The sequence below is a fragment of the Aromatoleum toluvorans genome (assembly GCF_012910905.1).
GTDB lineage: Bacteria > Pseudomonadota > Gammaproteobacteria > Burkholderiales > Rhodocyclaceae > Aromatoleum > Aromatoleum toluvorans.
Map to the genome: position 1 here is coordinate 47,090 of NZ_WTVN01000026.1, position 24,463 is coordinate 71,552.

25 protein-coding genes and 1 tRNA gene are annotated in these 24,463 nt (G+C 67.5%); 18 read left to right on the forward strand and 8 right to left on the reverse strand.

All coding sequences use genetic code 11. The annotated features are described in order from the left end of the window. Positions 1-34: 34 nt before the first annotated feature. Positions 35-122: transfer RNA gene (locus GPA22_RS15960), tRNA-Ser, on the forward strand. Positions 123-843: 721 nt separating this feature from the next. Here GPA22_RS15960 and GPA22_RS15965 read toward each other — a convergent pair. The 3 genes from GPA22_RS15965 to GPA22_RS22965 all read right to left on the reverse strand — a co-directional run bounded on the left by GPA22_RS15965 (position 844) and on the right by GPA22_RS22965 (position 2,027). Beyond that, the gene (locus GPA22_RS15965; protein ID WP_169257050.1) at positions 844-1,344 is read right to left on the reverse strand and encodes a hypothetical protein; all 501 of its coding nucleotides are present in this window, start codon (positions 1,342-1,344) and stop codon (positions 844-846) included. Between the two features lie 171 nt (positions 1,345-1,515). Continuing rightward, positions 1,516-1,893, reverse strand: coding sequence for a hypothetical protein (locus GPA22_RS15970; protein ID WP_169257051.1), 378 nt, complete (start codon positions 1,891-1,893; stop codon positions 1,516-1,518). Further along, positions 1,893-2,027 (reverse strand): hypothetical protein, encoded by a 135-nt coding sequence (locus GPA22_RS22965; RefSeq protein ID WP_281374145.1) that lies wholly within the window; start codon positions 2,025-2,027, stop codon positions 1,893-1,895. Before GPA22_RS22965 ends, GPA22_RS15970 begins: the two co-directional genes overlap by 1 nt. A gap of 202 nt (positions 2,028-2,229) precedes the next feature. Between GPA22_RS22965 and GPA22_RS15975 the strand changes: the two genes are divergently transcribed. The 9 genes from GPA22_RS15975 (at position 2,230) to motD (ending at position 11,773) form a co-directional block, all read left to right on the forward strand. Beyond that, positions 2,230-2,883 carry an rRNA large subunit pseudouridine synthase E gene (locus GPA22_RS15975; RefSeq protein WP_169257052.1) on the forward strand — a complete coding sequence of 218 codons (654 nt, stop codon included), beginning with the start codon at positions 2,230-2,232 and terminating at the stop codon, positions 2,881-2,883. 119 nt (positions 2,884-3,002) lie between these two features. Beyond that, positions 3,003-3,398 carry a DUF192 domain-containing protein gene (locus tag GPA22_RS15980; RefSeq protein ID WP_246264440.1) on the forward strand — a complete coding sequence of 132 codons (396 nt, stop codon included), beginning with the start codon at positions 3,003-3,005 and terminating at the stop codon, positions 3,396-3,398. A gap of 175 nt (positions 3,399-3,573) precedes the next feature. Beyond that, positions 3,574-4,713, forward strand: a complete 1,140-nt coding sequence (gene flhB / locus GPA22_RS15985) for a flagellar biosynthesis protein FlhB (protein WP_169257054.1) — start codon at positions 3,574-3,576, stop codon at positions 4,711-4,713. A 37-nt stretch (positions 4,714-4,750) separates the two neighbouring features. Beyond that, positions 4,751-6,853 (forward strand): flagellar biosynthesis protein FlhA, encoded by a 2,103-nt coding sequence (gene flhA / locus GPA22_RS15990; RefSeq protein ID WP_169257055.1) that lies wholly within the window; start codon positions 4,751-4,753, stop codon positions 6,851-6,853. A 120-nt stretch (positions 6,854-6,973) separates the two neighbouring features. Then, complete coding sequence (flhF, locus tag GPA22_RS15995; protein WP_169257056.1) at positions 6,974-8,425, forward strand: flagellar biosynthesis GTPase FlhF; 1,452 nt, start codon at positions 6,974-6,976, stop codon at positions 8,423-8,425. 1 nt (position 8,426) lies between these two features. Continuing rightward, positions 8,427-9,242, forward strand: coding sequence for a MinD/ParA family ATP-binding protein (locus GPA22_RS16000; RefSeq protein ID WP_169257057.1), 816 nt, complete (start codon positions 8,427-8,429; stop codon positions 9,240-9,242). A 110-nt stretch (positions 9,243-9,352) separates the two neighbouring features. Then, positions 9,353-10,129 (forward strand): RNA polymerase sigma factor FliA, encoded by a 777-nt coding sequence (locus GPA22_RS16005; RefSeq protein WP_169257058.1) that lies wholly within the window; start codon positions 9,353-9,355, stop codon positions 10,127-10,129. A 25-nt stretch (positions 10,130-10,154) separates the two neighbouring features. Continuing rightward, on the forward strand, positions 10,155-10,895 hold the full coding sequence (locus GPA22_RS16010) for a flagellar motor protein (RefSeq protein ID WP_169257059.1): 741 nt from the start codon (positions 10,155-10,157) through the stop codon (positions 10,893-10,895). A gap of 14 nt (positions 10,896-10,909) precedes the next feature. Further along, positions 10,910-11,773, forward strand: coding sequence for a flagellar motor protein MotD (motD, locus tag GPA22_RS16015; protein WP_169257060.1), 864 nt, complete (start codon positions 10,910-10,912; stop codon positions 11,771-11,773). Between the two features lie 21 nt (positions 11,774-11,794). Here the strand turns inward: motD and GPA22_RS16020 are convergent, their stop codons facing one another. Together GPA22_RS16020 and parC are read right to left on the reverse strand one after the other, a co-directional pair. After that, entirely contained in the window at positions 11,795-12,685 is an 891-nt protein-coding gene (locus GPA22_RS16020; protein ID WP_169257061.1) for a universal stress protein, read from the reverse strand. Positions 12,686-12,846: 161 nt separating this feature from the next. Next, positions 12,847-15,201 (reverse strand): DNA topoisomerase IV subunit A, encoded by a 2,355-nt coding sequence (gene parC, locus GPA22_RS16025; RefSeq protein ID WP_169257062.1) that lies wholly within the window; start codon positions 15,199-15,201, stop codon positions 12,847-12,849. Positions 15,202-15,420: 219 nt separating this feature from the next. Between parC and GPA22_RS16030 the strand changes: the two genes are divergently transcribed. From GPA22_RS16030 to GPA22_RS16045, 4 genes are read left to right on the forward strand one after another with little or no spacing between them, the layout of a single operon-like run. Further along, a complete protein-coding gene (locus tag GPA22_RS16030; protein WP_246264442.1) occupies positions 15,421-15,702 on the forward strand; it encodes a hypothetical protein in 282 nt (93 codons plus the stop codon). After that, positions 15,692-16,450 carry a 5-oxoprolinase subunit PxpB gene (gene pxpB, locus GPA22_RS16035; RefSeq protein ID WP_169257063.1) on the forward strand — a complete coding sequence of 253 codons (759 nt, stop codon included), beginning with the start codon at positions 15,692-15,694 and terminating at the stop codon, positions 16,448-16,450. The genes GPA22_RS16030 and pxpB overlap by 11 nt, the downstream gene beginning before the upstream one ends. 5 nt (positions 16,451-16,455) lie before the next feature. Then, positions 16,456-17,535, forward strand: a complete 1,080-nt coding sequence (locus tag GPA22_RS16040) for a 5-oxoprolinase subunit C family protein (protein ID WP_169257064.1) — start codon at positions 16,456-16,458, stop codon at positions 17,533-17,535. Next, a complete protein-coding gene (locus GPA22_RS16045) occupies positions 17,528-18,298 on the forward strand; it encodes a LamB/YcsF family protein (protein WP_169257065.1) in 771 nt (256 codons plus the stop codon). The genes GPA22_RS16040 and GPA22_RS16045 overlap by 8 nt, the downstream gene beginning before the upstream one ends. Here the strand turns inward: GPA22_RS16045 and GPA22_RS16050 are convergent, their stop codons facing one another. Then, on the reverse strand, positions 18,299-19,090 hold the full coding sequence (locus GPA22_RS16050; protein ID WP_169257066.1) for a TIGR01458 family HAD-type hydrolase: 792 nt from the start codon (positions 19,088-19,090) through the stop codon (positions 18,299-18,301). Positions 19,091-19,287: 197 nt separating this feature from the next. Here GPA22_RS16050 and GPA22_RS16055 point away from each other — a divergent pair, with 197 nt between their 5' ends. Further along, positions 19,288-19,767 carry a VOC family protein gene (locus GPA22_RS16055; protein WP_169257067.1) on the forward strand — a complete coding sequence of 160 codons (480 nt, stop codon included), beginning with the start codon at positions 19,288-19,290 and terminating at the stop codon, positions 19,765-19,767. A gap of 103 nt (positions 19,768-19,870) precedes the next feature. Here GPA22_RS16055 and GPA22_RS16060 read toward each other — a convergent pair whose 3' ends face one another. Then, positions 19,871-21,844: a DNA topoisomerase IV subunit B gene (locus tag GPA22_RS16060; protein ID WP_169257068.1), complete on the reverse strand. Its 1,974-nt coding sequence runs from the start codon at positions 21,842-21,844 to the stop codon at positions 19,871-19,873. Positions 21,845-22,196: 352 nt separating this feature from the next. Between GPA22_RS16060 and GPA22_RS16065 the strand changes: the two genes are divergently transcribed. The 3 genes from GPA22_RS16065 (at position 22,197) to GPA22_RS16075 (ending at position 23,991) form a co-directional block, all read left to right on the forward strand. Then, positions 22,197-22,910 (forward strand): phospholipase D family protein, encoded by a 714-nt coding sequence (locus GPA22_RS16065; RefSeq protein WP_169257069.1) that lies wholly within the window; start codon positions 22,197-22,199, stop codon positions 22,908-22,910. Between the two features lie 121 nt (positions 22,911-23,031). After that, positions 23,032-23,187: a hypothetical protein gene (locus tag GPA22_RS16070; RefSeq protein WP_169257070.1), complete on the forward strand. Its 156-nt coding sequence runs from the start codon at positions 23,032-23,034 to the stop codon at positions 23,185-23,187. A 90-nt stretch (positions 23,188-23,277) separates the two neighbouring features. Continuing rightward, the gene (locus GPA22_RS16075; RefSeq protein WP_211169167.1) at positions 23,278-23,991 is read left to right on the forward strand and encodes a hypothetical protein; all 714 of its coding nucleotides are present in this window, start codon (positions 23,278-23,280) and stop codon (positions 23,989-23,991) included. Positions 23,992-24,158: 167 nt separating this feature from the next. On the opposite strand, the gene GPA22_RS16080 is transcribed toward GPA22_RS16075, so the two are convergent. Continuing rightward, the coding region (locus tag GPA22_RS16080; RefSeq protein WP_169257072.1) for an excalibur calcium-binding domain-containing protein at positions 24,159-24,463 on the reverse strand (305 nt) is incomplete at its 5' end.

Below are 24,463 nucleotides of genomic sequence, written 5' to 3' on the forward strand. Positions count from 1 at the left end.
AGGTGGGGGCGGGGTGATATACTCCGCCGCTCCCGGAGGTGTGGCAGAGTGGTCGATTGCACCGGTCTTGAAAACCGGCAACGGGCAACCGTTCGTGAGTTCGAATCTCACCGCCTCCGCCAGATGGTCAATAAAATCGAGCCTTATAGCGCGATTTTTGTTTGTACCAACATCCAGCCCTACAAAGCAAAAACGCTTGAAGGGCGAGGGGAGCTCTTCTGTGTAGGTGGTCCGCGCCTCATTTCGGAAACGCACACCACCATTCCTGAGTCGTCTTCGCGAGCTTCCCTCCCTCGGAGGTCATCTCGAAGCCGCGGAGCAAGACCCCCTTCGGTGTCGATCGCAGCAGGACCGCCCTCGAAGAGCCGCGGCAGGAGCGGCCGCTCCGAACTCAGCCCGGTGTGCGCAACCACGTCGGCGATTCGCACCGGTCGCACCTGACTGCACCCGTCGGCCCAATCCCGGACGAGCAGGGTTCCCGTGACGCCAACATCCGCGCGGATCTCGTCGCGACGGCGCCCCCCAGTGTCAGAGGCGGTTACGGGGTGCCGTCAATTTCTTTGTGAGTACCGATTCGACGCAGGGTCGCACAGTCCCCGTCGATCTCAAATGACAGTTTGTGAGAATGGTTTGGGGTAACGTGGACGGTGAAGATGCTGGGACGGCAGAATCCTCCCAGCTTTTCAAAGCGTAGGGTTGCAGGGCGAGGATTCTTTACCAAGTTCAGCAGCACAGCGTCGACCTTACACCGAAGACCCTGATCCAAACGCTTGTAGTCCCGTTCGAATCGCCCAGTCATGGCGAGCCGCCGTATGACGACGCCGCCGTTCTGGTGCGACTGGCTCATTCGGCCTTGAGGATCGACAGCATCTGTTCGACGGAATCGAACGGGCCGCTCACTGGGGCGAGGTCTGCATCGTGCTCCATGATGGCCCAACGAAGGCTAGTCATCGCGCTGTGCAGTTGTTGAAACGATTCGATCGCCAGCTCATAGGCATCGAGGATGCATGCCTCGTGATCGCCGGTAAGTTCGCGATCCTCTACAGCCGATTGGCGACGCGCGCGAAATTGCTCAATCAAGCGCTCAATTGCATTTTCCGCCTTTAGGATTGTGTCGGCGGTGATGTCGTCGGGGTCGATTTCCTCTTCGGGCTCAGCTTTGCAGATCAGTTCCGCAAAGCGACCTGCCTTCGCTGCTGCGGTAGCAGATTCGTTACTGAGATCTGCCAGCCAGTCGACGGTATCGTCGATGGCGCGCAGTAAGGTCAGATTTGCCGCGCAACTGTCGGACACTACGCCGCAAAACTGGTGCACTGCTTCGGGGCTGCGTAGCTTGATGGTCATTAACTCACTCCTAGATACCGCGGTCTTACAGCGGTTCCGCTTTCGATTGAGCGGATTTGCTCACTTATCGCCCTCGCAACAAGGCCCGCGGGTGCGGGCCATAAGCGATAGTATTGCTTAGAAGAAGTATAACCACCGGACTTGGCTACGTCAGTAGTGTGTTGCAGATTGTCAACTTGTCCCGGCCCAGGATTCGAGGTCGCGTGAGTCGTCGTTCCAGTCTCGTCCGTACCCCCTCCGCGCGACTCCGGGTGTCACCCCGCGCACCGCCGGCAGCAGCGCATGCCCCTCGAGGGTCCCGGCGAAGCAGTAGAGCCGCCTTTCCTCTTTCGTCCGAGCCGTGCCCCGGTAGGTCTCGATGCGCTCGAGGATCGCCCCGCGCTTCGCTAGGCGTCGCAGGGCGAACGACAAGGGCCGCCACTTCAGCACCAGCCGCTCGCCCAACTCCACGGCGCCCAGCCATTCGCCTTCGTGCGCCACCAGCAGCGCCAGGGCGGCGATCTCCGCAGAGCGGCGGGCGCGGATCTGGGCGGAGCCCTTCGACGGCATCAGTAGCGCGACGAGAGCCCGGGCGCGATTTCCTTCACGGCCTGCGCACGCGCCAGACTGTGCTGCAGCTCACGGAGATCCTTCTCGGCCTGCAGCGCGAGACGTTCAGCGGTGGCGGCCGGCTGCCTCATCATCGGCGCTTCCTTCTGGTAGCGCCCAGCAGATCCCCGATCACCCCCTCCAGCCGGGCCGCCTCGGCGCGGAGCTTCGCAGCACGGGCCATCGGCGTGTGTGCGGGCGCGGAAGGCCGGGATCCGTTCAGTCGTTTTCCGTTAGACTCTCTCCCGCCTCTCCAACCCTTCCCACGATGCGCCCGTGTGTGGCGTGTCCCGAGCCATGCCGCGAATCCTGCTGCTTAACAAGCCCTACGGCGTGATCTGCCAGTTCACGGCGGAGTCGGGGCGGCCGACGTTGAAGGATTTCATCGCGGTGCCGGGCGTGTACGCGGCGGGGCGGCTCGATACCGACAGCGAGGGCTTGCTGCTCCTGACCGATGACGGCGCGCTGCAACACCGGATCGCGGATCCGCGCCACAAGCTGCCCAAGACTTATGTCGTGCAGGTCGAGGGGGAGCCTGACGAGGCCGCGTTGGCGCGGTTGCGCGGGGGGCTGGATCTGGGCGATTTCGTGACGCGGCCATGCGAGGCGCGCTGCATTGCCGAACCGGACTGGCTGTGGCCGCGGGATCCGCCGGTGCGCTTCCGCAAGAGCGTGCCGACGGCGTGGCTGGAGATCGTGCTGCGCGAGGGGAAGAACCGGCAGGTGCGCAGGATGACCGCGAAGGTGGGTTTTCCGACCCTGCGGCTGATCCGCGTTGCGATCGGCGGGTGGTCGCTCGCGGGGCTGTTGCCGGGCGCGTGGCGGGGCGAGGAGGTCGACATGGCTGCGTTTGGTGTCCCGGGTGCCGAACGCGAACGTCGGCGTGCGCCCGCAGGGGCAGCGCAGGGCAGGTCGCGCCGGGCCGGGACGGGACGGACCGGGTGCGCTTAGCGGCCGTGCCTTACCCGCGGTAGAATCGCGCTTCCTCGTTCCTGCAGGTTTTGCCGGCAATGATCCTTTCGCCCTCTTTCGGCCGTTGTGCGGCGATCGCTGCCGTGGCTTGCGTGTGTATGCCGGCTGCCCGCGCGGAATTGCCGATGGTGGAACTCGGGGCGGGGATGTACCGGATCGAGGCGGAACTGGCGCATACCGACCCGACCCGCCAGCTCGGGCTGATGAATCGCAAGTCGATGCCGCTGCAGCACGGGATGGTGTTCGTGTTCACGCAGGATGCGCGCCACTGCATGTGGATGAAGAACACGCTGATCCCGCTGTCGGTGGCGTTCATGGATCGCGACGGCCGCATCCTGAACATCGCCGACATGCAGCCGCAGTCCGAGGAAAGCCATTGTGCCGCGGCGCCGGCGCGTTTCGCGCTGGAGATGAATGCGGGCTGGTTCGCCTCCCGCGGCCTCGGCGCCGGCACGGTGATCCGCGGCATCGACAGGCTGCCTGCCGGGCGCTGAGCCTTCCCGACGGCGGCCCGGCGATTCGGGCTGCGGTCTCCCAATTCCCGATATAGGGCTGTTTTCCCGCGCTTATCCGGCGGCGGGGCTTGCCGGCGCGCGGCGATAATTGCCGCACGTCGCCGAACGTCCGTGCTGAACGGGCGGCATCCGGCGCGCAGGCAAGGAGTCGGCCGTGGCCGAAGACAGCGATCTCGAGAAAACCGAACAGCCATCGCCACGACGGCTGGAGCAGGCCCGCGAGGAAGGGCAGGTTCCGCAGTCGCGCGAGCTGTCGACCTTTCTCGTGCTGATGGCCGGCGTCAGTGCGCTATGGATGATGGGGGAATGGATCTCGGGGCGCATCCTGGACATGTTGCGCGCGGGGTTCTCGATCGAGCGCGCGCGTGCATTCGACTCGAAGCTGATGCTGGCGGGTTTCGGTGACCTGATCACCGATGCGCTGCTGACGATGCTGCCGCTCTTCGGGATCCTGATGGTCGCGGCGATCGCGGCGCCGATCCTGATGGGCGGTTTCGTGTTCGCGCCGGGTTTGCTGGGTCTGAAGCTCGAGCGCATGAACCCCATCCAGGGCGTCAGCCGGATGTTTTCGATGCACGGGCTGGCGGAGCTGGTGAAGTCGCTGCTGAAGGCTGCGGTGGTCGGGTTGATGGGCGTTTTCGCGGTGTGGCGCGAGCACGAGCATATCTTCGGCCTGACGGGCGAGACGGTGGAGGCGGCGGTGCCCGACTTCCTGAAGATGGTGCTGTTCGCGACGCTGCTGATCATCATGGGGCTGGCGATCCTGGCGCTGATCGACGTGCCCTTCCAGCTGTGGCAGTACAACAAGAAGCTGCGCATGACCAAGGAAGAGGTCAAGCGCGAGAGCAAGGAGCAGGACGGCGATCCACAGGTGAAGGGGCGCATCCGCGCGATGCAGCGCGAGATGGCGCGTCGCCGCATGATGGCGCAGGTGCCGAAGGCGGACGTCGTGGTGACGAACCCGACGCACTTCTCGGTGGCGCTGAAGTACGACGCGGACAAGATGCGTGCGCCGATCGTCGTCGCGAAGGGGCGCGGCGAGCTGGCGCTGAAGATCCGCGAACTGGCGAAGGAACACAAGGTGCCGATGCTGGAGGCGCCGCCGCTGGCGCGTGCGCTGTACAAGCACTGCGAACTGGAGCAGGCGGTGCCCGGTGCGCTGTACACGGCGGTGGCCGAGGTGATGGCCTACGTGTATCAGTTGAACCACTGGATGGCTCACGGCGGACTTCCGCCCGCGGTGCCCGGCAGGCTGCCGGTGCCCGCCGACATGGACCCCGGCGCGCCCGACTGACGGGCGGCCGGAACGGACGAAGCGATAGAGGCTGGCAATGAACGATGTCCTCAACCTGCGCGCGCTGATGACGCCGACGAACCTGCGGATGCTGGGTGCGCCGATCTTCATCATCATGGTGCTGTCCATGATGGTGCTGCCGCTGCCGGCGTTCGCGCTGGACGTGTTCTTCACCTTCAATATCGCCGTGTCGGTGATGGTGATGCTGGTGGCGATGTACACCCGCCGCCCGCTCGAGTTCTCGGTGTTCCCGACGGTGCTGCTGGTGACGACGCTGCTGCGCCTCGCGCTCAACGTCGCCTCGACGCGTATCGTGCTGCTCCAGGGGCACACCGGGCCGGACGCCGCCGGCAAGGTCATCGAGGCTTTCGGCCACTTCCTCGTCGGCGGCAACACGGCGATCGGCCTCGTCGTGTTCGTGATCCTCGTCGTCATCAACTTCGTCGTCGTGACGAAGGGCGCGGGGCGCATTGCCGAAGTGAGCGCGCGCTTCACGCTGGATGCGATGCCCGGCAAGCAGATGGCGATCGACGCGGACCTCAACGCCGGGCTGGTGGACGAGGCGGAGGCGAAGCGCCGGCGCAAGGAGGTCGCGCAGGAGGCGGACTTCTACGGCGCGATGGACGGTGCGTCGAAGTTCGTGCGCGGCGACGCGGTCGCGGGCATCGTGATCCTGCTGATCAACATCATCGGCGGGCTGATGGTCGGCATCGTCCAGCACGACATGCCGGCGGGCCTGGCGGTCGAGACCTACACGCTGCTGACGATCGGCGACGGCCTCGTCGCGCAGATTCCGGCACTGATCATTTCGGTCGCGGCGGGCATGGTCGTGTCGCGCGTCGGCGACGAGGCGGACGTGGGCGGGCTGGTGCTCACCCAGGTGTTCTCGAACCCGCAGGTGCTGATGCTCACCGCGGCGATCATCGGCGTGCTGGGCCTGATTCCGGGTATGCCGAACGTGGTGTTCATCCTGATGGCCGGTTCGCTCGGCTGGCTCGCCTGGCGCCGCTTTGGCATCGCGCGCAGGGAGGCCGCGGCGGCCGCGCGCGCGGCACCGCCGGCGGCGGCCGCGGCGCCGGCCGCGGAGAGCCAGGAGGCGAGCTGGAACGACGTCGCGCCGGTCGATGTGCTCGGCCTCGAAGTCGGTTACCGGCTGATCCCGATGGTGGACAAGGGCCAGGACGGCGAGCTGCTGAAGCGCATCCGCGGCCTGCGCAAGAAGTTCGCGCAGGATGTCGGCTTCCTGTCGGCGCCGGTGCATATCCGCGACAACCTGGAGCTCAAGCCCAATGCCTACCGCATCGCCCTGAAGGGCGTGGAGATCGGCAGCGGCGAGGCTTATCCGGGGCAGTTCCTCGCGATCAATCCGGGACGCGTGACCGGGCCGCTCGCAGGCCGCGAGACGCGCGATCCGGCCTTCGACCTGCCGGCCTACTGGATCGACGCGAGCCAGCGCGAACAGGCGCATGCGCTGGGCTACACCGTGGTCGATGCGAGCACGGTGGTGGCGACGCACCTCAACCACCTGATCCTGAACCACGCGGCGGAGCTTCTCGGGCGCCAGGAGACGCAGGCGCTGCTCGACCACATCAGCAAGACGACACCGAAGCTGGTCGAGGACCTCGTGCCCGCCCTGCTGTCCGTCGCGACGGTGCAGCGCGTGCTGCAGAACCTGCTCGAAGAGGGCGTCAACATCCGCGACATGCGCACGATCATCGAGACGCTCGCCGAGAACGCGCCGCGCACCCAGGATCCGCTCGAGCTGACCTCGCGCGTGCGCCAGGCGCTCGGCCGCTCGATCCTGCAGAGCCTGTTCCCGGGCAACGCCGAGATCCAGGTCATGGCCCTCGATCCGGCGCTCGAACGCATCCTCATGCAGGCGATGTCGTCGGGCGGTGGCGATGGCGGCGTCATCGAGCCGAGTCTCGCCGACGGCCTGCTGCGCCATACGGCGGACATATCGCAGCGGCAGGAGGACATGGGCCTGCCGCCGGTGCTGCTGGTGCCGCCGCAGCTGCGCTGGCTGCTGTCGCGCTTCCTGCGTCGCGCGGTGCCTTCGCTCAAGGTCATCGCGAACTCGGAAGTGCCGGAGACGCGCACGATCCGCGTCACCGCCATGGTGGGCGGGGCTGCGCGCTGAGTTGGCGGCGGGCCGGATTAGCGGGGGGAAATCCGGTCTATTCGACGCTATCGATCCCGCATCGGCCGACCATAATCGCTTCCATGCTGCGCACAGAGCGCGGCAGTCGGGAGATCCACCATGAACGTCAAGCGCTACTTTGCCCCCTCCGCCCGTGAGGCCCTGCGTGCCCTGAAGGCCGAGCTCGGTGCCGATGCGATCGTGCTGTCGAACCGTGCGGTCGAGGGCGGCGTCGAGATCCTGGCCCTGCCGGCGGACGACGTGGGCGCGCTGCCGGGCTCGCCGCGCGCGGCCGCGCCGGCACCGCAGGCGGCACCGCGGGTTGCGGCGCGCCCCGCCGTGGTCGAGGACGACGACTTCCAGGTGAGCCTGTCGGGCCGGGCGCCCGCGCCGCAGGCCGCTCCGCGCAAGCCGACCAAGGTCATCCGCCCGTTCAATCCCCCGCGCATGGAGACGCCCGACTACGTGATGCGTACGCGTGCGGCGTCCCTGAGCGAGGAGTATGCGATCGACGACTGGGACGCGGGTGACGTGCCGGCCCGTCCGGTCGCGCCCGAGCCCGCGTTGCAGCAGCCTGCACCGCAGGTCAAGCCGGCGGCGCCCGTGCGCGAGGTCGAGGACGAGCGCATCCGCTCGCTGCAGGAGGCGAACGTCCAGCTGATGAAGGAAATGGCAGGCATCCGCGGCATGATCGAGCGCCAGCTCGCGGGCTTTGCGTGGGGCGAGACGCGCCGCCGTGCGCCCGCGCGCGCCGACATTGTCGGCGAACTGCTCGAGGCCGGTTTCTCGGGCGTGCTCGCGCGCCGTCTTGCCGAGGCGGTGGATGAAGAGGCGTCGCCGGAGGACGCGCGTGCCGCGGTGAAGAGCGCCCTTGCGCGCGGCTTGCGCGCCGTTGCCTCCGATGCGGACATCATCGACCGCGGTGGCGTGTATGCGCTGGTCGGGCCGACCGGCGTGGGCAAGACCACGACGACGGCGAAGCTCGCGGCGCGCTGTGTCGTGCGCCACGGCGCCGAGCGGCTCGCGCTGATCACGACCGACGGCTACCGCATCGGCGCACAGGAACAGCTGCGCATCTACGGCCGCATCCTCGGCGTGCCGGTGTTCTCGGTGCGCGACGCGGCCGACCTGCGCCAGACGCTCGCGGAGCTGCGCAACAAGCACATGGTGCTGATCGACACGATGGGCATGAGCCAGCGCGACAAGATGGTGGCCGAGCAGGCGGCCATGCTGACCGGTGCCGGCGACGTGCGCCGTCTGCTGCTGCTCAATTCGACCTGCCGCGGCGACACGCTCGCGGACGTCGTGCGCGCCTACAAGGGGCCGGACCTGGCCGGCTGCGTGCTGACCAAGGTCGACGAGGCCGCGTCGCTCGCGCCGGCGCTGGATGTCGCCGTGCGCAACGAACTCGACGTGTTCTACGTCGCCAACGGCCAGCGCGTGCCCGAGGACCTGCACCTGCCGAACCGCGCCTACCTGCTGCACCGCGCGTTGCGCGAGCAGGCGGCCGAGTCGCCGTGGAAGCTGCAGGGCGACGAAGCGGCGCTGATGCTGGCGGCCGGCGGAGCCTGACATGGTCGCCCCGCGTGAAGACCAGGCGGCCGGGCTGAGGCGCCTGTTCCGGCGCGCGCCCCCGACGGTCGTCGCGCTGTACGGCACCGGACGGCGCCGCGCACAGGTCGCGCTGCAGGCCGCGCATCGCATCGCCGGCCGCAGCGAGCGGGTGCTGCTGCTCGACGAGGTGCAGGACGAGGGCTCGCTCGCCGCGGCGCTCGGTCTGCCCGCGGGCGGCGACCTGCTGAGCGTGCTCGGCGGTCGCAGTCCGGTGCGGGAGCTCGTCCAGCCGGTGCCGGGCCTGCTCGGTTGCGTGCCGGTGGCGGCGTGCGCGCTCGCGCTGCCGCTGCTCGACGACGAACGGCGCGAATGCCTGCTCGCGGCGCTGCGCACGCTGCAGCGACCGGCGAGTTTCATCCTCATCCATGCGGCGTGCGAGAGTGCGGCCGATCCGTCGCCCTTCACGCTGGCGGCGCCGCGCCGTCTGGTCGTGGCCGAAGCGAGCCGCAGCGGTGCGACCGACGCCTACCAGTTGATCAAGCGTCTCGCCGCGACCGGCGCCGGTTCGCTGCACGTCGCGGTGTGCGGCGCGCGCAGCCGGGACGATGCCGCGGCGTTCTTTGCCAGCCTGAGCGAACTCGTGCGCCGCCACGTCGGCGTGCCGCTCGCCTGGCTGGGCGAGGTCGAGCGCGACGAGCTCGCGGCAGGGCTGGGACGCAGCGCGGCGGAAGCCTCGCCGCGCGACGCCGAGGCCGCCTTCCTGCGCCGCCTCGCGGCCTTCGGCGACGTGCGGGGGAAGGGCGGCGCAGCCCGCGGGAGGGGCACGTGGGACTGAGCGGGTACCCGTTTGGCAAAACCGGGCCGGCTGCGGGACAATGGCAGTCCGCAGGTTTGCCCCCGTGCCCGGAATCCCGGCCAGGTCGGAAGAAAATACAGGCGAAGTGGATGTACGACTCGGCAGGTAATCTCGACAAGAACCACCTCGTGGAGGCCTACGCCCCGCTGGTCAAGCGCATCGCCTATCACCTGATGGCGAAGCTGCCTGCCAGCGTGCAGATGGACGACCTGATCCAGAACGGCATGCTGGGCCTGCTCGATGCGATCAGCCGCTACGAGGACGGTCTCGGTGCGCAGTTCGAGACCTACGCGGTGCAGCGCATCCGCGGCGCGATGCTCGACGGCCTGCGCGAGAACGACTGGCTGCCGCGCAGCATGCGGCGCGACATGCGGCGCATCGAGACGGCGATCCACGAGCTCGAGCAGCGCCACGGGCGCCAGCCGAGCGAGACCGAGCTCGCCGAGCTGCTGGGGATGCCGCTCGCCGAGTACCAGCGCATGCTGCAGGACGCGCGCGGCTACCAGCTGGTGCATTTCGAGGATTTCACCGACGGCGAGGGCGAGGACTATTTCGAGCGCCACCTCGGCGAGCACGAGTCCAATCCGGCCGACATCCTCGAGCAGGCCGACATGCGCAACGCGCTCGTGCGCGCGATCGAGGACCTGCCCGAGCGCGAAAAGCTGATGATGGCGCTGTACTACGACGAGGAGCTCAACCTGCGCGAGATCGGCGAAGTGCTGGGGGTGTCGGAGTCGCGCGTGTGCCAGCTCCACAGCCAGGCCGTCGCGCGCCTGCGCTCGCGCATTCTGGGGGCCGCAAGGCCTGCCGGGGGCACCGGTGCGCGCCGCGGGCGGCCTCGGAAGAATCCGCCGGCGGGCGACTGAACGGGCCGTCCGAGGGGCAGCGGGCATGGACAAGATCAGCGTCGTCGGGCTTACCCTGGGCATTGCCGCCCTGATCATGGGGCAGGTGATCGAGGGCGGCCACATCGGTTCGCTGGTGCAACCCACCGCCTTCCTGATCGTGATCGGCGGCACGCTGGGGGCCGTGATGCTGCAGAGCCCGCTGAAGGTTTTCCGCGAAGGCATGCGCATGACCAGGTGGGTTTTCGTGCCGCCGCCGTCGAGCCACGCGGCGCTGATCCGCCAGGCGACGAGCTGGAGCCAGATCGCGCGCAAGGAAGGGCTGCTGGCGCTGGAGGCGCAGCTGCCGCGCATCAGCGATCCCTTCACGCGCAAGGGGCTGCAGCTGCTGGTCGACGGCGTGGAGCCGCAACGCCTGCGCGAAGTGCTGGAGGTCGAGATCGACGCCTGGGCCGCGCAGATGCGCCTCGGCGCGCGCATCTGGGAAGCGGCGGGCGGCTACGCGCCGACGCTGGGCATCCTCGGTGCGGTGCTGGGCCTGATCCACGTGATGGAAAACCTCACCGACCCGTCGAAGCTGGGCGCCGGCATCGCGGTCGCCTTCGTCGCGACGATCTACGGCGTGGGTTTCGCCAACCTCGTCTTCCTGCCGATGTCGAAGAAGCTGATGGCCTATGTCGCGGACGGCGTGTCGCAGCGCGAGATGCTCGTCGACGGGCTGGTCGGCATCGCCAACGGCGACAATCCGCGCATCATCGAGAGCCGCATGCAGGGCTACATGGCCTGAGCGCGCGAGCCGCCATGCGACGCCAACGCCGACATCGCCAGGAGGACGAGGCGAACCGCGAGAATCACGACCGCTGGCTGGTGTCCTATGCGGACTTCATCACGCTGCTGTTCGCCTTCTTCGTCGTGATGTATTCGCTGTCGTCGGTGAATGAGGGCAAGTACCGCGTGCTGTCCGATTCGCTGATCAACGCCTTCCGCAACGTCACCGTGAATGTGCCGGGCGATCCGGTGATCGTGCCGCCGCCGGCCGTCGCGCCCCCCAAGCCTGCGCCGCTGCCGCCCACTCCCGACGAGGAGGTCGAGCGTCGCCGCCGCGAGTACAAGCGCATGACGACGATGGCGGAGGACATCCGCGGTGTGCTCGAGCCGCTGATGCAGGGCGGCCAGGTGCAGGTGTCGGAAGGGGCGCGCGGGATCTCGGTCGAGATCAACGCCAAGGTGCTGTTCGCGCCCGGTGACGCGGTGCTCTCGACGCCCGCGGTGACGGCCCTGCGTGCCGTGGCCGAGGTGCTCGCGCGCGCCGACTTCCCGATCACGGTCGAGGGGCATACCGACAACCTGCCGATCCGCACCGGGCGCTACCCGTCGAACTGGGAGCTCTCGGCGGTGCGGGCCTCGACCGTCGTGCGGCTCTTCATCGAATCGGGCGTGCGCGGGGGGCGCCTCACCGCGGCCGGTTACGCGGACCAGCGCCCGATCACCGACAACACCAACGAGGAAGGGCGGGCGCGCAACCGGCGCGTCACGATCCTGATCGAGTCGATGATGGGCGAACCGGCGCCGCGTGCGCCGGGCGCCATCCGCGAGGGGGATCCGATCCGCGCGATCCTGCCGGCAGAGGCCGCAGAGACTCCCGAAAGCGCCCCCGAGCGCTGACGCGAAGCCGGGCCGGCGGGTTCAGACCGACACCAGCACGTCGCACTGCGACTCGACCAGCACGTGCTTGGTCACGCTGCCGAGCAGCAGGTCCTCGACGACATTTTCACCGTGCTTGCCCATCACGATCAGGTCGCAATCCTGCTCCTGTTCCTGCTCGACGATCGTGCGCGACGGGTCGCCGTGCACGACGAGCAGGCGTGTGGCGTCGGCCGGCAGGCCTGCCGCGTCGCGCAGTTCGCGCAGGCGCTGCAGCGCCTCTTGGCGTGCGGCGATGCGATAGCGGTGGATCAGCTCGTCGTCCACGCCGGCGTACTGGAGCTTGCCTTCGAACGGCACCTCGAAGGCATGCAGCAGGACGATGCCGGCCGCGGGCGCGAGCCGGCGTGCGTTGTCCAGCGCCGTGACCGAATAGGGCGAAAAATCGACCGGGACGAGAATCGTGCGATAAGGCTCGTGCGGGGGCTGCTTGACGACCAGCATCGGGCGCGTCGTCTTGCGCACCATGCGTTCGGCCGTCGACCCGAGGAGCAGGTGGCGCATGAAGCTGTTGCCGCGCGCCCCCAGCACCAGCAGATCGGCCGAACCGGCCTCCGCGCTCGCCATCAGCTCCTTCAGGAGCGGGCCGGAGGCGATCTGCACGTTCGCGGCGACGCCATGATGCCGCTGCAGCACGGCGGCGAGCTCGTCCAGGTCGGCGCGGGCGGATTCGAGCACGCGCGCCGGGGCATCGTAAGGAATGTCCGCGACGAGCTGGCGGAGTTTTTCGAACGGCGCCGTGCTCGCGACGTGCAGCAGGTCGAGCGGGGCGCCGAGTTCGCGCGCGATGAGCGCCGCGCGGTCGGCGGCGTGGCGCGCCGGGGCGGAAAGGTCGGTGGCTGCGAGCAGGCGACCGAAGTGAGGTGGGGGCATGTCCGGAATCCTCCCTTGTCAATGGCATTATGCCTGTTTGCGTCGAGGCGTGGGACTGGCGCCGCGATCGCGCTGGTCCCGAGTCGACGCATCCTTCCGGAAGGACCGCGCGGTGCAGGTTGGGGTTCCGGGCCGCGTGCGATGCGCGGCCCGGAACCGGCTCAATTCCAGCCCAGGGAGAGCGGCGCGACCTTTGGCGTGAGCGCCATGCCCTTGCGCGCGCGCCGATGCACGAGCGGCACGAGCTGCGACGGCTTCAGGTCGATCGTCACGGCCTTGCCGCCGCGGCCGGTGCCTTCGACGCGCAGTACCGACTCGTCGGGCGGCACGGCGACGGCGACGAGCGCTTCCTTGTCGTCGAGCGCCATCACGATGACGCCGCGCCCGCCCGCTTGCACCTTCATCTCGCTGCGCATGAAGACCAGGATGCGACCGTTCTCGGACACCGCGGCGATCTTCTCTCCGACCGCACGGGCCGGCACGAGCACCTTCTCGCCCTTCTCCAGCGTCATGAAGGCCTTGCCCGCGCGCTGGCGGCTGGTTGCGTCGGCGAGCGTGCAGATGAAGCCGTAGCCGCCGGAGTTGGCGAAGAACCAGCTCGATTCGGGTTCGGCCGTGAGCACTTGCGCGAGCTTGCCGCCGTCCTGGAAGTCGACCAGCGTCGTGATCGGCGCGCCGTCGCCGCGTCCGCCGGGCAGGTCCGACACGCGCACGGTATAGGCGCGGCCGTTGGTGTCGATGACGACGAGCGGCCAGGTGGTGCGTGTCTCAATCACCGCGAAGGCGAAGTCGCCGGCCTTGTACGTGATGCCCGCGGCGTCGATGCCGTGGCCCTGGCGCGAGCGCACCCAGCCGTTCTTCGACACGATCACGGTGACCGGCTCGTCCGGCACGCTGATCTCGGCCGGCGCGACGGCGGCGACCGCCTCGATCACGGTGCGGCGGGCGTCGCCGTACTTCTTCGCGTCGTCCTCGATCTCCTTGAGGATCAGGCGCGTCATCGCGGCGCGGCTGTCGAGGAGATGCTGCAGGCCGTCGCGCTCTTCGCGCAGCTCGTTGAGCTCCTTCTCGATCTTGAAGCCTTCGAGGCGCGCGAGCTGACGCAGGCGGATCTCGAGGATGTCCTCGGCCTGGATGTCGGTGAGGCCGAAGGCGGCGATCAGCGCGGGCTTGGGCTCGTCCGACTCGCGGATCACGCGGATCACTTCCTCGATGTGCAGGAAGGCGATCATGCGGCCTTCGAGGATGTGGATGCGGCGATCGACCTCGTCGAGGCGGTGGCGCGTGCGGCGGTCGACCGTGACGTAGCGGAAGTCGATCCATTCGCGCAGGATCTGCACGAGGTTCTTCTGCTGCGGCCGGCCGTCGCGGCCGATCATCGTCAGGTTGAGCGACGCGGAAGTCTCGAGGCTGGTGTGCGCGAGCAGCACCGCCATGAATTCGTCGCGGTTCTGGCGCGACGAGCGCGGCTCCAGCACGATGCGCACGGGCGCCTTGTCGCTCGATTCGTCGCGCACGGTCTCGAGCGCGCCGAGCACGAGTTGCTTGAGGTTCTTCTGTTCCTGGCTGACTTCCTTCTTGCCGGCGCGCGGCTGCGGGTTGGTCAGCGTTTCGATCTCGGCGAGCACGCCGGCGGCCGAGACGCCGTGCGGCAGCTCGTCGACGATCACGCGCCACTGGCCGCGGGCGAGCTCCTCGATATGCCAGCGCGCGCGCATGCGCAGGCTGCCGCGGCCGCTCGCATACGCGTCGCGGATCGTTTCGGGCGAGGAGATCAGCTGCCCGCCGCCGGGGAAATCGGGCCCGGGGAGCAGCGGCAGGATGTCTTCGAGGCCAGCGTCGGGGTGGCGGATCAGGTGGCAGGCCGCGTCGGCGACTTCGCGCAGGTTGTGCGGCGGGATCTCGGTGGCCATGCCGACCGCGATGCCCGAGGCGCCGTTCAGCAGCACGAAGGGCAGGCGCGCGGGCAGCAGTTGCGGCTCTTCGAAGGCGCCGTCGTAGTTGGGCACGAAGTCGACGGTGCCGCGGTCGATCTCCGAGAGCAGCAGTTCCGCGATCGGCGTCAGGCGGCATTCGGTGTAGCGCATCGCCGCCGCGGAGTCGCCGTCGCGCGAGCCGAAGTTGCCCTGGCCGTCGACCAGCGGGTAGCGCAGCGAAAAGTCCTGCGCCACGCGCACCATCGCGTCATAGACGCTGGAGTCGCCGTGCGGGTGGTACTTGCCGATGACGTCGCCGACGACGCGCGCCGACTTCACGTGCTTCGAGGCGGCCGACAGGCGCATCTCGTTCATCGCATAGAGGATGCGGCGCTGCACGGGCTTCATGCCGTCCTCGACCTGCGGCAGCGCGCGCGACTTGACGACGCTCATCGCGTAGGCGAGGTAGGCGCGTTCGGCGTAGCGGTCGAGCGCGAGAGTGCCGTCGTCGGGCGGCGGGGCGTCGTTGCCGCCGGCCGCGGGGGGGGCGGGTGGCGTCGGCGGCTCGGCGTTGAAGAGGTCCAGCGTGTCTGTGGTCATGGAGCGGTGCGTCGAAAAGCGATGAGGAGTGGCATGGCGGGCTGTCGGTTCGGGCAATGGTGAGACTATCCACCGCGATTTGCGCCGGCGCCCTGATCGGCTTACAGTTTTTGTAGCCGCCTGCCAACGGCAGCGCGCATTCTGGCAGCGTTACGGGCCGAAGTTCAAGAATAACGGGCCCGTCGCTCTCTGCTGCATGTTCCGGACCCGACCGCATCCATGAACCTGCGTTTCGTCGAAGCCTTCCTGTGGGTGGCGTTGATCGACCGGCGCGAGCGGCATTTTCGGCTGACGAATTCCGGTAACCGCTTCCTCATCTACGCCGAACGCCTGCTCGACATCCAGCGTGAGATGAAGAACGAACTCGGTGCGCCCGAGTCGGAGGTGATGACACTGCGCATCGGCGGCATCGAGCCGTGCCGCACAGCGTGGGGGGCCCGCCTCCTGCAAATCCCGGGGCGCCAGCCCTCCCCAGCGGAATATTCCCGCCATGACTACTGAGCTTGCACATCCGCCCGCGCGTCTGCTGAGCGTCGGCGACGCTGCCTGGACGGTCGAGTTCGGCAATGCCATCGACCCCGTTACCCACGGTCGCGTGCTGGGTTTCTCCAGCCTGCTCGATACCCTGTCGAACGAGGGCCGCCTCGACGGCGTCGTCGAATGGGTGCCGACCTTCCGTTCGGTGACGGTCCACTTCGACCCGCTGCGCACGGATGCAATGGTGTTGCGCGACCTGCTCGCGGAGCTGGCCGGCAAGAGTGGCAGCCTCTCGGCAGCCGGCTGCCGCTGGCGTATCCCGGTGTGCTTCGATGCGGACTGCGCGCCGGATCTCGACGAGGTCGCCACCGCCAAAGGCATGGCCCGCGACGAGGTCGTGTGCCTGATGACGGAGACGGTGTTCATCGTCTACATGCTGGGTTTCCTGCCCGGCTTCCCCTACCTCGGCGGCCTGCCCGAGGCGCTCGACATGCCGCGGCTCGCGACGCCGCGGAAGGTGGTGCCGTCGCGCTCGATCGCGATCGCCGGGCGCATGTGCGCCGCCTACCCGTGGGAAAGCCCCGGCGGATGGCGCCTGCTGGGCCGTACGCCGGTGCGCCTCTTCGATGCGGCCAACGCGCGCCGGCCGGCCTTGCTGGCACCGGGCGACCAGGTGGTGTGGCAGGCGATCGACCGCGGGACTTTCGATGCTATGGAGCGGGAATGCGCCGCCGGCCGCTTCGACCTGTCGAGCCTGCTGACGGAAGGATAGAAGGCATGAGCGCAGTGCTTGAAATCATCGACGCCGGCCTTGCCGTCAGCGTGCAGGACCGCGGCCGTACGGGCTACCGCAACATCGGCGTGCCGGTGTCCGGGGCGCTCGACCCGGTGTTGATGGCGGCGGCGAACGCCCTCGTCGGCAACGCTTCGGAAGCCGCGGTGCTGGAAGTCGGCCTGAGCGGGCCGTCGCTGAAGGCGCTGTCGGGTACCGTGCGCGTCGGGCTATCCGGCGAGATGGGAGCGCAGCTCGTCAATACGCGCGGCCAGGTGCTGAAGGTGGCGTCGTGGCAGACGGCGACGCTGTTCCCCGGCGACGTCCTCCGCATCGGTGGCGTATCGCACGGCGTGGGCTACGTCGCGCTCTCGGGCGGCGTGCAGGTAGCCGAGCAGCTCGGCAGCCGTTCGACCTACCTGCGTGCCGCCATCGGCGGGGTGCAGGGCAGGGCGCCCGGGGTCGGCGACCGCCTGCAGTGCGACGCCGTGCGTGGCGACCCGTGGCTCGAATTCCGCGCGCGGGCACCGTGGCAGCACGACACGGGCCCGATCCGCGTGATCCTCGGGCCGCAAGAGGATTACTTTACGCATGAGGCGGTGGCGAATTTCCTGTCGCGCCCCTATGCCGTGACGCGCGACATGGACCGCATGGGCCTGCGCCTCGACGGTGAAAAGCTCGCGCACAACGAGAAGGGCGCCGAGATCGTGTCGGACGGCGTCGCGCCGGGCACGATCCAGGTCCCGGCGAACGGCCAGCCGATCGTGCTGATGGCCGATTGCCAGACCTCGGGCGGCTATCCCAAGATCGCGACGGTGATCCGCGCCGACCTGCCGCGGCTTGCCCATGTGCGGCCGGGTGACGCGCTGCACTTCGTCGCGGTGAGCCACACCGAGGCCGCCGCGGCCTTGCGCGGACAGGTGCAGCGGCTTGCCGAGTGGGTCGGCACGATCCAGAGTTTCCGCCCGCCCGGCGTCATCGACGAAGCGGCGCTGTACGGTGCGAACCTGATCTGCGGCGTCGTGCGCGGCGACGAATGGAACCTGCACGGCGTCAATCTGCAATCTGGAGCACCTCATGGCTGAGCGCATCAATCTCAACGCCGATCTCGGCGAAAGTTTCGGCGCCTGGCGCATGGGCGACGACGCGGCGATGCTGGAAATCGTGAAGTCCGCCAACGTCGCCTGCGGCTTCCACGCGGGCGACCCGCTCGTGATGCGGCAGACGGTCGCGACGGCCAAGCGCTGCGGCGTGAGCCTCGGCGCGCATCCATCCTTCCCCGACCTGCAGGGCTTCGGCCGTCGGCGCATGGACGTGCCGGCGGTCGAGCTCGAGGCGATGCTGATCTACCAGATCGGCGCGCTCGCCGGCATCGCGCGCGCCGAAGGCACGGCGGTCACCCACGTCAAGCCGCACGGCGCGCTGAACAACATGGCCTGCACGGATGCGAAGCTCGCGGCGACCGTGGCGCGCGCGGTGCGTGCGTTCGACCGCGACCTGATCCTGCTCGCACCGGCGCTGTCGCAGTTGGTGATCGCCGGGCGCGAGGCGGGGCTGCGGGTCGTCGAGGAGATCTTTGCCGACCGGGCGTATCTCGACGATGGCAACCTCGTGCCGCGCTCGCAGCCGGGCGCGATGGTTCACGGCGCGGAGGCCTGCCTGCGCCACGTGCTCGACATGCTCGAAGCCGGCGCGCTGATCTCGATCCACGGCAAGCGCCTGTCGGTGAAGGCGCAGAGCATCTGCGTGCATGGCGACGACGCCGAAGCGGTCGCGACGGCGCGGGCCTTGCGCGACGGGCTGCGGCAGGCGGGTTACGCGCTGGTCGCGATTCCCGAGCTCGCCTGATCAGGCAAGCGCCAACAGGCGCGTGACGGCGTCGGCGAAATCGTCGGCGACGAGGCTGGGCCGGATCGCCGGATCGGCGTCGTCGCCCGCGCGGAACTTGCCGGTGCGCACGAGGATGGCCGGGATGCCGGCCGCAATCGCCGCGCCGACATCGTCGTGCAGGTCGTCGCCGATCACGACGGCGTCCGCGGCCGACACGCCGAGTTCGGCCAAGGCGGTGTGGAAGAAGGCCGGGGCCGGCTTGCCGACGACCTCGGCCCGCACGCCGCTGCTGAATTCCAGTCCCGTCACGAAGGCGCCCATGTCGAGCGACAGGCCGTCCTCTTCCATGAAGTAGCGGTTCTTCGCCATCGCGATGAAGGCGCCGCCGGCCATCAGCAGGCGGAACGCGGCGTTCAACTGCGCGTAGTCGAGATGCGGCCCCATGTCGCCCAGCACGACCGCATCGGGGGCGTCTGCGCTCGGGCCGATCTCCGCGGCAAGGTCCGGATGGGTGAGGTAGAGCGGCTTCAGGCCGCGTGCGGCGACCAGCCGCTGCGCGGCGTGGGGTGCGGTCTGGAGCTCGTCCTCGGCGACGGCGAAGCCCATCCTGCGCAGCCTCGCGACCAGCGTGCGGCGCGGCGTGCGCGTCGTGTTGGTCAGGAAGCGCAGCGGCAACCCCGCTGCGCGCACGCCGGCAAGGGCCTCGACCGAGCCGGGGATGGCTTGCTCGCCGACGTGCAGTACGCCGGCAAGGTCGATCAGCAGGGCTTTGGGGCGTCGGGTGAGCGGTGGTCCTGAACGGTCTTGCATGGCCGGTTCCTGGGCAGTGAGGGCAGATCGCTTAAGTTATAGCAACAAGAATGCTGCGGTGCGGTAGTGCAAGTGCCGGCGGGCACAGGACGAGGCGAGGATGCTCCCATCGCCCCGGGCACGGAAAGAATTGCCGGGAACGCAGTCCGGGGGCAACATGATCGGGCATGCACTCCATGCCGTAATGGAGAACGAAAATGGTCAGCAAGAACACGATTTGTCTCTGGTACGACGGTACCGCCCTGGACGCCGCGCAGTTCTACGCCGGGACGTTCCCGGACAGCAGCGTGGGAGCCATCCTTCGTGCCCCCGGCGACTATCCCTCCGGCAAGCAGGGCGACGTCTTGACGGTCGAGTTCACCGTCATGGGCATACCTTGCCTCGGACTGAACGGCGGTCCTGAGTTCCGCCACAACGAGGCTTTCTCGTTCCAGGTCGCGACCGACGATCAGGCCGAAACCGATCGCTTGTGGAACGCGATCATCAGCAACGGCGGCCAGGAAAGCGCCTGTGGCTGGTGCAAGGACAAGTGGGGCCTGTCGTGGCAGATCACGCCGCGGGCCCTCATGGCCGCGATCGCCGACCCTGATCGCGCGGCGGCCAAGCGCGCCTTCGATGCGATGATGCAAATGACGAAGATCGACATCGCCGCCATCGAAGCGGCGCGGCGGGGCTGAGGCGGCTTCCCTTATTCCCCTCTCAATTACCCTTGCCGAGAGGTGGTTAGACGCCGCCGGTCGGCACCCTCGGCACTCGATGACCCCGGCGTCCGGCGTCCGCTCAGACGTCCGCCTCGACCGTGTCGCCCTTTTCCTCCATCCACGCGCGCCGGCCCGAGGCTTCGCCCTTGCCCATCAGCAGCGTGAACATGCGCAGCGTGTCGTCGAGCGCATCCGGCCGCACCTGCACCGGCAGCACGCGGCGCGTCGCCGGGTCCATCGTCGTCTCGCGCAGCTGGTCGGGGTTCATCTCGCCCAGGCCCTTGAAGCGCCCGACCTCGAGCGCATCCGGCTTGAAGCCTTCCTTCTCGCCGCGGTCGCGGATCGCTGCGAGCTCGCCGTCGTCGAGCGCATAGAGGCGACGCGCCGGGCGTTTCTTGCCCTGCGCGGGCACATCCACGCGATACAGCGGCGGCTGCGCGACGTAGATGTGGCCGCGCGCGATCAGCTCCGGGAAATGGCGGAAGAAAAGCGTCAGCAGCAGCGTCTGGATGTGCGCGCCGTCGACGTCCGCGTCCGACATGATCACGACCTTGCCGTAGCGCAGGCCGGAGAGGTCCGGGTTGCTGCCTGCCGCGTGCGCGTCGACGCCCAGTGCGACGGCGATGTCGTGGATCTCGGCGTTCGCGAGCAGGCGGTCGGGGTCGATCTCCCACGCGTTCTGGACCTTGCCGCGCAGGGGCAGGATCGCCTGCGTCTCCTTGTTGCGCGCCATCTTCGCCGAGCCACCCGCGGAATCGCCCTCGACCAGGAAGAGTTCGTTTTCGGCGATGTCTTCCGACTCGCAGTCCGACAGCTTGCCCGGCAGCACCGCGACCCCCGAGGTCTTCTTCTTCTCGACCTTCTGCGCGCTCTTCTGGCGCGCGAGCGCCTGCTTGATCGACAGCTCCGCGATCGCCTTGCCGGCTTCGACGTGGTTGTTCAACCAGATCTCGAAGGGGTCGCGGATCATCGACGAGACAAGCTTCACCGCCTCGCGCGAGTTGAGCTTCTCCTTCACCTGGCCCTGGAACTGCGGGTCCAGCAGGCGCGCCGAGAGCACGAAGCTCATGCGCCCGGCGACGTCTTCCTGCTGCAGCTTCACGCCGCGCGGCAGGAGCGCATGGTGCTCGATGAAGCTCTTCACCGCATCGAACACGCCCGCGCGCAGCCCGCTCTCGTGCGTGCCGCCGGCCACCGTCGGGATCAGGTTCACGAAGGACTCGGACGGCACCGAGTGCTCGAACCAGCCGATCGCCCAGGCCGCGCCTTCGCCCGGCGCGAAAGTGGAATCGTCCTTGTCGGCGTACTTCTCGGTCGTGTAGAGCGGCGCGACCGGCTCGACGTCACCGGCCTGTTCGCGCAGGTAACCCGCGAGCCCATCCGGGTAGGACCAGGTCTTGGTCAGCGCCGCGCCGCTCGCCTGCTCGATGTCGAGCCGCACCGCCACGCCCGACAGCAGCACCGCCTTCGAGCGCAGCAGGCGCTCCAGTTCGGCCTGCGGCACGCGCGGGTTCTCGAAGTACTTGCCGTCCGGCCACACGCGCACGCGCGTACCGGTCTGCCGGCCGCAGTCGCCGACGACCGCGATCGCGCCGATGTTCTCGCCCCCCTCGCTGAAGTCGATGCGATGGATCTTGCCCTCGCGCTTCACCTCGACCTCGACGCGCGTGGACAGCGCGTTCGTCACCGAGACACCGACCCCGTGCAGGCCGCCCGAGAACGCATAGGCGCCGTTGCCCTCGCGCTTGTCGAACTTGCCACCCGCGTGCAGCCGCGTGTAGGCGAGCACGACGACCGGCACGCCTTCCTCAGGATGCAGGCCCACGGGGATGCCGCGACCGTCGTCGGCCACGCTCACCGAGCCGTCGAGGTGCAGCGTCACGTGGATCTTCTTCGCGAAACCGCCGAGCGCCTCGTCCGCCGAGTTGTCGATGACTTCCTGGATGATGTGCGCCGGCGAGTCCGTGCGGGTGTACATCCCGGGCCGTTCGCGCACCGGTTCGAGTCCCTTGAGGACGCGGAAGGACGATTCGTCGTATTGCTTGCCTGTCATGGTGTCTGGGTTTGTGTTGCGGTCCGGCCGTGTGCCGGGGAGGCGTGCAAGGATACCCGGAGCGGCGGCATCTGGCACGGTGGCGATGCGATTCGGCGAGGCGAGGGGGTAGAGCCGCTCGTTCGGTGCCGACGCTGTTGAAGGTGTCGGCCGGGATCTCCGCCACAGTCGAAAGCAACATCGGGCGATCCACCCGCCATGCGAACTGCTTCTCTTGCGTCGCATGTGTGCAAATGTAATATGCACACGAAACGCCTTCGACATGAACACGTCGATGCTGTCCGCAATCCGGGGACCACCTGTTCCATCCGCGCGAACAGCGAACGACGACAACCGAGAACGGATTCACGCCATGGCCAAATTCCTCAACACCAGCGCCACGAACTACTTCCTCGAAGAGCTGATCAAGAATGCCAGGGACCGCCTGATCCTGATCAGCCCCTTCCTCAAGCTCAACGACCGCATGAAGGAGCTCCTGGCCGACAAGAACCGGCTCAAGATCGACGTGCGCATCGTCTATGGCAAGAGCGAACTGCAGCCCGAAGAAATCAACTGGCTGAAGGAACTCACCTACATCCGCACCAGCTTCTGCAAGAACCTGCACGCCAAGTGCTACCTCAACGAGGAGCTGGCCATCATCACCAGTCTCAACCTCTACGAGTTCAGCCAGATCAACAACAACGAGATGGGAGTCCTAATCCGCCGCGACGACGACGGCGAACTCTACAAGGACGCCTACGAAGAGGCCCAGCGCATCATCCGCATCAGCGACGAAGTGCGCATCACGCTCGAACGCGTCACCGCCGAGGCGCGCAATGACGGCGACGGCAAGGCCGACAGCGAAGAAGTCACCGACAAGGCGGACAAACTCACCACCTCCAAGCTCGCGCAACGGTTAGGCCTGCGCACCGCCGACCTCATCGAGCGCTTCGTCGCCAACGGCCTGCTCGAACTGCGCGAAGGCAAGCACTACATTACCGCGAAGGGCAAGGAAGCCGGCGGCGAATTCCGCATGAGCCCGAAGTTCGGTCCGTATTTCCTGTGGCCGGAGAACGTGGAGCTGTGAGCTTCAGCGTGATGACACGACAAGTCCGGAGAACCCGAGGCAGTCGTCGTGAGTTCGATCGACATTACCCCCATCCTGAGCCCGCAGTGGGAACGTTGCCATTTTCGTCGGCTGTGCCGCCGTGATCGCCGAAGTCCTGCGTCTGCCCAAGGTCAAAGGCGCGGGACGTGGCGGCGGTGCGATACATGAATTGAGCATTAACCTGGGGCTTTGGCAATTCGCATTCTCGAATACGCAGCATTCCGCCTTTTCCATCATCCTGCTAACAAGCACTTGACGTCATATGTCACAGAACCGCATGTTCGTCTTCGAGATTGTTGTCCCCGGCACTTGGTTGGAGCACGAAGATCGAGACTGGAGCTGGCGAATGCAGAACCAGCTACGCCTGCTTATCTCGCAATTCTTTGAGGCGAACCTTGCGCTTAATCTCTTTATCAGCGCGACGCGGAATCCACCATCGTTTGCGGATCGAGAAGCTTGGGAACGGGACTCCACAAGGCGAGCCGAAATTTCACGTGAGATCGAGCAGGAGCGCGGCGGGTGCGGCTCCGCAGACTGGGATGCTGTACGGCTCGAAGCCGAAGTTCGGTTCAAGCGTGAGAAGTGGGCGAACGGCGGCATCCCGAGAGAGTTTGAACACAACGTGCCGTTTGTGTATGCCCGGGCGTTTCTCTATGCCCTCGATGCATTTGACAAGATGTTGGGCGTATTGGCGCGCGAGACGGGAGTTCCCGGCGAGCTCGCGGAATGGCACCAGAAGATCGAGGATGCGTTCCCGAATCTGCGAGGCGTTCGCAACACTGCTCAGCACATTGAAGATCGAGCACGCGGGCTTGGTGCGGGGAAAAATCCCAAACCTCTTGATCTTAAACCGGTTCAAAACGCCCTCATCAATGCACCTGGAGGCGTGCTCATCCTGAACAGCCTTAACGGGTCCCGCTATGGATCGACGATGGCCGACGGACATTACGGAGAAGTCGACGTATCTCCTGAATCAATGGGGCGACTACAGTGCATTCTAGAAGGGGTGCTTGCTAGGTTTTGCTGGCGCGGCCCCAAAGAACACTTGCCGAGCGCATGACGTATAACAGCTCGATCGACATGGACGTCCTTTCGGCCGGCTTCGCCGGCCTATTGAGCCCCGGTCATTTCCTACGTTGAGGTTCAGCTTTCCGAGACCACGTTCGTTCAGAGTCGCACTCGGCCATTGGCTGCCTCCGATTCCAGAGGCGCGAAACTTCGGTCGAGCTACCTGCCAAACAGCCCCGTACACCACTGCTGCTCGCACGGCACCCCGTCGTTGTTCCCGTCCATCTTCACGCCCGGGCAATTCTTCAGGAAAAACGTCGCCTCGGCGCACGAGGTCATCTGTTGGCAGTGCGTTCGTCCATCGCAGCGGAAGGGCGCGGTCGGGGTGTCTGTTGCCTGATTGAGGCTTTTGCCGGGTAGATCCACCACGCCCCGGTGCTGTGCGAAGCGCGGGTAGATATCCGTGTAGGCGTAGGTCGCCAGCGCGCCGACGATCACCAGTTTGACGACGGACAAGAAGGGGC